Raw genomic sequence first — 6,415 nt, forward strand, 5'->3', positions numbered from 1 at the left:
GCTAAAAGTCTAAATCCGCATAGGTTTTAGAAGCTGGCATGCCCAACACGCGGTCCGTTAGCAAGGTGCGGAAGGCCGGGCGCGATTTAAGGCGCTGGTACCATTCCTTGACTTCAGGGAAATCATCCCACGGCATTTCAGAAAGATAATCGAGGCTGGAAATCTGCGCAGCCAGCGCAAAATCTGCCAAGGTCAAATCTTCTCCCGCCAGCCATTTGCGAGCGGACAAAAGATAGTCGAAATAGCCCAAGTGCTCAGCCCGGTTAAGGCGTGCCACCCGCAACACATTGGTGTCAGGCGTTTGGCCTTTCATGTCATTTTTGACGAATTTTTCTTCCAGAATGTAGCGCGACACATCGTCAGAAAATTTGAACAGCGCCCAATCTAACAGCCGCCTTGTTTCGGCCCGCTCAACCACATTGCGCGGCAAAAGCGGCAAGCCAGTTTCCGTGTTTTCCTCAATGAACATCATCACCGCGGAAATGCCAACGATGGCCAATTTTCCTTCGGCTTGTAACACCGGAGTTTCTGCTGCGGGGTTGATGGCTAAGAATTCTTCTTCGCGTCGCCAGGGTTTGACATCTTTTAATTCCACATCAAAACCATATTCCGCGCACATTAAGCGAATGAGCCTCGAATATGGGTCCAAAACATAATGCAGCAATGTTGGTGCAGACACGAACAACCTCTTCATTTTAGCACAGGGCCAAATCTATCGCTGATTTTATGCGATTGGCCAAAGAAAAGAAATGCGTTAAGGCAAGATAAGGACAAGAAGCTTAATTTGTTCCCCAAAAAGCATCGCAGTAGGAGATTTCATGAACCCCGATCAAGGCATTTTTGTGCCCCTTATCCTGGGCATTGTTGAAGGGCTGACCGAATTTTTGCCCGTTTCATCCACAGCCCACATTTTGTTGCTGGGGGAATGGCTGGGCTTCACCAATCCGGGCAATTCATTTGAGGTTTTGATTCAGCTCGGCGCGATCTTGGCGATCATCACCATTTATTTCGGGAAATTGCTGCAATTGGTGCTCGATTTCTTCAAGGGTGAAAAATATGCCCTGCGATTCGCCGCTGGTGTGTTGCTTGCCTCAGTGCCTGCCGCGCTGGCCGGGGTTTTGTTGCACGGCTATATCAAATCGGTGCTTTACAATGCGCCTTTAGTCATCTGCATCATGTTGATCACGGGCGGCATTATTTTGATTGTCGTGGACCGGCTAAAGCTAGAACCCAAATATGATGATATTTATCATTATCCGCTCAAGCTTTGCTTCGGCATTGGCATTTTCCAAATGCTGGCCTTGGTGCCCGGCGTTTCCCGCTCTGGCGCGACCATTGTTGGCTCTATGCTCATGGGCACGGACAAGCGATCCGCTGCGGAGTTCACATTCTTTATCGCCCTCCCGATTATGACCGGCGCGTTCGCCTATGATCTTTATAAGAACATTGATGTGATCACACTGGATGCTGGGTTGGACATTGCTGTCGGCTTCGCGGCTGCCTTTATCGTGGGCGCCATTGTCGTGCGTTATTTGCTCGATTTTGTTTCGAAGTTCGGCTTTTCGATTTTTGGCTGGTGGCGCATTATTGCTGGCATATTGGGCCTGATATTCGTGGTTCAGTTCTAAAGTAAAAAAATGGACAAGCGGCGGTCATCCCGCCGATTTTTTCTTAGTGGATTTTGCCTGAAATATAGCTGTCGCGCTTTTGCAAAAAGGCTCGCAATTGCGCCTCATATTCCGGCGCGACGGCATTGATCACCGATGGACGTTTGCGCAATGCATCGCGCCATGCTGAAAGCTTGGGCACATCAGCGAAGAAGCCGAAATCTTCAATTTGATCGAAGACATCAAAATATCGGAAGATCGGGCCGAACGTTGCATCAACCACAGAGAAATTTTCTCCAGCGAAAAATGGCCCAGCGGTTAGCTCATTTTCCAGCCGCGCGAATTTCTGCTTTATCTTTTCGACTTGCTGATCAAACACCTCTTGTGTCTTGGCGCTATAAAGCCCTGCAATATCGTTGAGAATTGTGGCGCCAAATTCCACCCAAGCGCGGTGCTGCGCCCGCGCCAGCGGATCACCGGGATGCAGCGGGTTTTGCTGGGTGTCTTCCAAATATTCAACGATGACAGCGGATTCAAAAATTGCCGCATCATCTGCCAACAATAATGGCGTTTTGCCCAGCGGCGATTTCTTTAAAAACCACTCCGGCTTGTTGCCTAGGTCGATATATTCTTTCTCGAATGGCACCTGTTTTTCGCTTAGGGCGATGATGGCGCGTTGCACATAGGGGCATAGATAATGGCTCACCAGTTTCAAAGACATGGCTGTTCCTTTCAATTTAAATGCAAATGCATGTAATTTGATTTTAGCCAAGAGTCAAGATTGATGCATTTGCATCTATATGTTAGAAATTGAGCATGACCATTGAAAAAGAGACCACGCAGGCGTGGCAGAATTTGCATATCACCAGCCGCACTTTGATTGAGCAGGTGGAAGCTGCGTTTAAGCAAGCGGACCTGCCCAGCCTGAGCTGGTATGATGCCTTATGGGAGATTGAAAAAGCTGGTGGTGAAGGCATTCGCCCCAACGCGCTGATCCCGCAACTTTTGTTGCCGCAATATCAGACATCGCGTTTGCTGGATCGCATGGTCACTGCCGGGCTAATTGACCGTGTGGTGTGCGATGAAGATCGCCGTGGCTGTCGCGCAGTGATCACAGAAAGCGGGAAAGAGATGCGCGCGCGCATGTGGGCGACTTACAAGACATGTTTGGATAGGTTGGTGCAAAAAAAATTGGGCAAAGATGACCGTGTCACCCTTACCCAATTGCTGCAAAAACTGCGCTAATTCTAGTCGCGGCGCAAAGGCTCTACGCGACGGTCAAACTGGCCGTGCTTCATAAAGCGCCACAGGTAAGTCGGCAAAATTGCGCCCATTGTTTTTGGCTCAATGCCAAATGCTTTCAATGTGCGCTTTTGCTTTTTCGCTTCTTCGCTCACCACATTGTCATGCTGCAACAGCTTCACCTGATCCACAGTCAACATTGGGTTCGGCAAGATTTGCATAAACCAGCCGATGATTTTTGCGATTGGTGTTGGAATGGGCAGCAACAAATTGTTGCGCTCTGTTTCTTTTAACAAGCGCTGCAAAAGTTCTTTCATGGTTTCAACGGTTGGGCCACCAATCTCATAGATTTTGCCGCCCTTCACGCCGCCTTCTGCCGCCACATCAAAAGCATCGGCCACGTCGCCCACATAAATCGGCTGCATTTTGGTGTTGCCGCCCACCAAAGGCAAAGCTGGCGACAAGCGCGCCAAAGCGCCAAACATATTGAAGAATCCATCTTCAGAACCGAAAATGATGGATGGCCGGATAATCACCGCATCAGGGAAAGCTTTGAGCACTTCTTGCTCGCCAAGCGCTTTCGAGCGGGCATAAGCGCTTTCGCTTTCAGCATCTGCACCCAAGGCAGACATATGCACCAAGCGTGTTGCACCTGCAGCAGCGGCCGCTTCGGCAACATGTCGCGCACCAACAGTTTGCACCGCTTGGAAACGCTGTTTACCGCTTTCAAACAAAATGCCTGTGAGGTTGATCACAATATCTGCCCCAGCAACTGCGCGCTCAACAGAAGGTTTGTTACGCACATTGGCTTGAATAGGGTGAATTTGTCCAACAGCACCTAGGGGGCGCACATCGCCAGCCAAATCCGGTCGACGGACCGCCACACGAATGCGATAGCCCTTTTTCGCCAAGTGCTGAACCAATTGCCGCCCAACAAAACCTGACCCGCCGAAAATTGTGACCAATTTTGGTGCCTTGTTGCCCATTTTTCAAAACCTCGGTGCTGGCGCCCCTTTGCTGGGCGCAATAACGATCTTGGCCCCTTCATTAACCCGCGCATCCCCAATTGTCGAGACCGAAAGGCAGGGCTGTTTATAGGAAAAATTATATAAGCCCAACAAGGCAATTGACAAATCTATAAGCGCCTTTTAGTTCTCATCGCTGTCGTGCCCTGGTGGCGGAATTGGTAGACGCGCTAGCTTCAGGTGCTAGTTTCCGTATGGAAGTGGAAGTTCGAGTCTTCTCCAGGGCACCAATTTCTCAAGGTAACCCATTGATATCCTTCGGTTTTCGCAATGAAACGCAGCGGAGGGTAGACCAAATGGTAGACCATAATGGTTCATTTATTTTCCAAAAACGTGGCGTATTTTACTTCTCTCGTCGCGTTCCAAACGATCTTCTCGACAACTATCAAAAACCTCGAATTGTCTTCTCGCTAAAGACCAGATCAGCACAGACCGCGAAAGCTCGCGCGATGATCTTTGCGACCAAACTTGACGACGATTGGAAGTCTATGCGCTGGCGCGATGCCAGCAACCCATTGTCACGCTTCTTGCGGCCTCAGGTCAGGCCAGCAAATGACCTACACCCTACCCCGAAGTCTCCAATGGTCTCCGAAGCAAAATCGGTGTACCTCAAGCATAAAGCCGAGGGACGCCCTAAGACATTTACTCAAGCGGTTGATCGCGCTGTTGATGCACTGGTGTCTTATCTGGGAGACCGCGAGGTCAATAGCTTAACCAGATTGGAAATCAATCAGTTCCGGGACCATCTGGTTTCAAAGGGTCTAAGCATATCTAGCGTAAAGCGCTACTTCACCACATTAAAGGCTGTCTTTAACTTTGCATCCCGTGAATTAGATTTCGAGGAGCCACGCGTGTTCTCTCAGGTTTACTATGGCGAGGACACCGGACCTCAGAAGAAACGCGCGGTATTTCTTCCTGAGGAGTTAGCCAAGATACAACGAGAATGCCGCATAAAAGACGACGAACAGCGGTGGTTGATCGCTTTGCTGAGTGATACCGGCATGAGATTGAGTGAGGGCCTGGGCGTCACGAAAGAGGACATAGTTCTGTCCGCGAAGCAGCCCTATATTGATCTTAAGCCTCACCCTTGGAGACGCCTCAAAACGAGTGCAAGCGCTCGCAAAGTCCCATTAGGCGGTCATGCCCTATGGGCTGCAAAACGGGCCTGTGAGACTTCCGAAAACGCCTTTCTGTTTCCTAAATATTGCGATGAGACAACGTGTCGTGCGAACTCTGCCAGTGGTGCATTGAACAAATGGATTTCACCCAGAGTTTCCAATGGCGCAGTTGTTCACTCATTGCGACACACTTTTAGGGATAGATTGCGAGCCGTTGAGTGTCCAAAGGACATCATTGACCGCATTGGCGGCTGGAGCATTGGCGGCGTTGGCGAAAGCTACGGTGAAGGCCACCCAATTTCCGTGCTTTCAAAGTGGGTTTGCAAGGCTGTGGGAGACTAAAGAGAGCCTTTGGTCTACCCTCCGCTGCGTTTCATTGCGAAAACCGAAGGATATCAATGGGTTACCTTGAGAAATTGGTGCCCTGGAGAAGGTTGGCTTCTCATCACAGGCATCTCAAAACAACTGATATCCAACGATTTCAATAAGTTAGCCAAGACGCAGTTCGATGTAAAGGGGCATTTTTGGTCTACCATTTGGTCTACCCTAAAGGCCCCTTGATAGATCGCTGGGTGCCCTCGAGATTGTCGCGCGGTTTAGGATGGATTTCTCAGGGCACCCCACCCCCACCGGGGGGAAATGACAAAAGCTAACTAATACGAATACCGCTTCAGATTTTTTCAGTTTTTGCTTTTGTGTCATCCCACATTTTTAGGACCTGCCAAGAGCGCATTTAAAAGACACACAAAGCCCCCTCAGGGACTCTCTGAGAGGCCTTTAAGGCAACAGCTAGACATACCCACATGGGACGATTAGCGACTCTCTATGGGCATTTATTTGGCTTGCTGGGATGCCGGAGGGGAGACAGAAGAAGCTACCCAGAAGGATACGTATAAGCACTTATGCTTGAGACAGAAAAATAAGACGAATGATTGGAGACAATTGTTGTTGTGATGAACAACATTCCCTTTTGAGATGTCTCAATGAGAGACCCAAGAGGGAGACACAAAGAATGGCACTAGGTGTTGTTGTGGCTGCAGCCACCAACAATTGACCAATAACAAGACCACATGAGTTGCAAGCGCAGGATAGGTCTCAGGTGGGTCTCAGATTCTTTCGTGGGAAAGTTGTCTTTGTATATTCTCTATAAGGAGTTCCCCAGACAAAGCTCATTTAAAAGACCAATATTGCAGCAGCAAAAAGAACAATCTCAGGCTCCCCTGCAGCGATCCCCATCAACACTTGTTGTCTTCACTGGGGACACGCACAGCTATCTCAGCGATTAACCCAGGGATACACCCAGCGTCTAGTCTTGGCTGTTGTCTTCAAACAACGAAACGCTGGGTGTCTCAAAGTGTGTCGGCAAGGGGAGCTTTAAGTAACCTCAGGGAATTCCTCAGGGATCCTCAAATGATAAGTGCGG

6 protein-coding genes and 1 tRNA gene are annotated in these 6,415 nt (G+C 49.4%); 4 read left to right on the forward strand and 3 right to left on the reverse strand.

What is annotated here, in order from left to right; all coding sequences use genetic code 11:
- Window position 1: 1 nt before the first annotated feature.
- Entirely contained in the window at window positions 2-679 is a 678-nt protein-coding gene (locus tag ATL17_RS12555; protein ID WP_246028701.1) for a glutathione S-transferase family protein, read from the reverse strand.
- A gap of 139 nt (window positions 680-818) precedes the next feature.
- Between ATL17_RS12555 and ATL17_RS12560 the strand changes: the two genes are divergently transcribed.
- Window positions 819-1,628, forward strand: coding sequence for an undecaprenyl-diphosphate phosphatase (locus ATL17_RS12560; protein WP_133573126.1), 810 nt, complete (start codon window positions 819-821; stop codon window positions 1,626-1,628).
- 43 nt (window positions 1,629-1,671) lie between these two features.
- Here the strand turns inward: ATL17_RS12560 and ATL17_RS12565 are convergent, their stop codons facing one another.
- On the reverse strand, window positions 1,672-2,328 hold the full coding sequence (locus ATL17_RS12565; protein WP_133573127.1) for a glutathione S-transferase family protein: 657 nt from the start codon (window positions 2,326-2,328) through the stop codon (window positions 1,672-1,674).
- Window positions 2,329-2,423: 95 nt separating this feature from the next.
- On the opposite strand from ATL17_RS12565, the gene ATL17_RS12570 reads away from it, so the two are divergent.
- The gene (locus ATL17_RS12570) at window positions 2,424-2,852 is read left to right on the forward strand and encodes a MarR family winged helix-turn-helix transcriptional regulator (protein ID WP_133573128.1); all 429 of its coding nucleotides are present in this window, start codon (window positions 2,424-2,426) and stop codon (window positions 2,850-2,852) included.
- Window positions 2,853-2,854: 2 nt separating this feature from the next.
- On the opposite strand, the gene ATL17_RS12575 is transcribed toward ATL17_RS12570, so the two are convergent.
- The gene (locus ATL17_RS12575) at window positions 2,855-3,835 is read right to left on the reverse strand and encodes a complex I NDUFA9 subunit family protein (protein WP_133573129.1); all 981 of its coding nucleotides are present in this window, start codon (window positions 3,833-3,835) and stop codon (window positions 2,855-2,857) included.
- A gap of 182 nt (window positions 3,836-4,017) precedes the next feature.
- Here ATL17_RS12575 and ATL17_RS12580 point away from each other — a divergent pair.
- Window positions 4,018-4,104, forward strand: a tRNA-Leu gene (locus tag ATL17_RS12580).
- 66 nt (window positions 4,105-4,170) lie between these two features.
- The gene (locus tag ATL17_RS12585; protein WP_166639027.1) at window positions 4,171-5,334 is read left to right on the forward strand and encodes a DUF6538 domain-containing protein; all 1,164 of its coding nucleotides are present in this window, start codon (window positions 4,171-4,173) and stop codon (window positions 5,332-5,334) included.
- The last annotated feature ends 1,081 nt before the right edge of the window (window positions 5,335-6,415 follow it).

Origin of the sequence: Maritalea mobilis, assembly GCF_004363175.1 — a bacterium.
GTDB lineage: Bacteria > Pseudomonadota > Alphaproteobacteria > Rhizobiales > Devosiaceae > Maritalea > Maritalea mobilis.

Coding starts and splice junctions, on each gene's coding strand:
- ATL17_RS12560 (WP_133573126.1), top strand. CDS start 819: ATGAACCCCGATCAAGGCATTTTTGTGCCCCTTATCCTGGGCATTGTT.
- ATL17_RS12565 (WP_133573127.1), bottom strand. CDS start 2,328: ATGTCTTTGAAACTGGTGAGCCATTATCTATGCCCCTATGTGCAACGC.
- ATL17_RS12570 (WP_133573128.1), top strand. CDS start 2,424: ATGACCATTGAAAAAGAGACCACGCAGGCGTGGCAGAATTTGCATATC.
- ATL17_RS12575 (WP_133573129.1), bottom strand. CDS start 3,835: ATGGGCAACAAGGCACCAAAATTGGTCACAATTTTCGGCGGGTCAGGT.
- ATL17_RS12585 (WP_166639027.1), top strand. CDS start 4,171: ATGGTAGACCATAATGGTTCATTTATTTTCCAAAAACGTGGCGTATTT.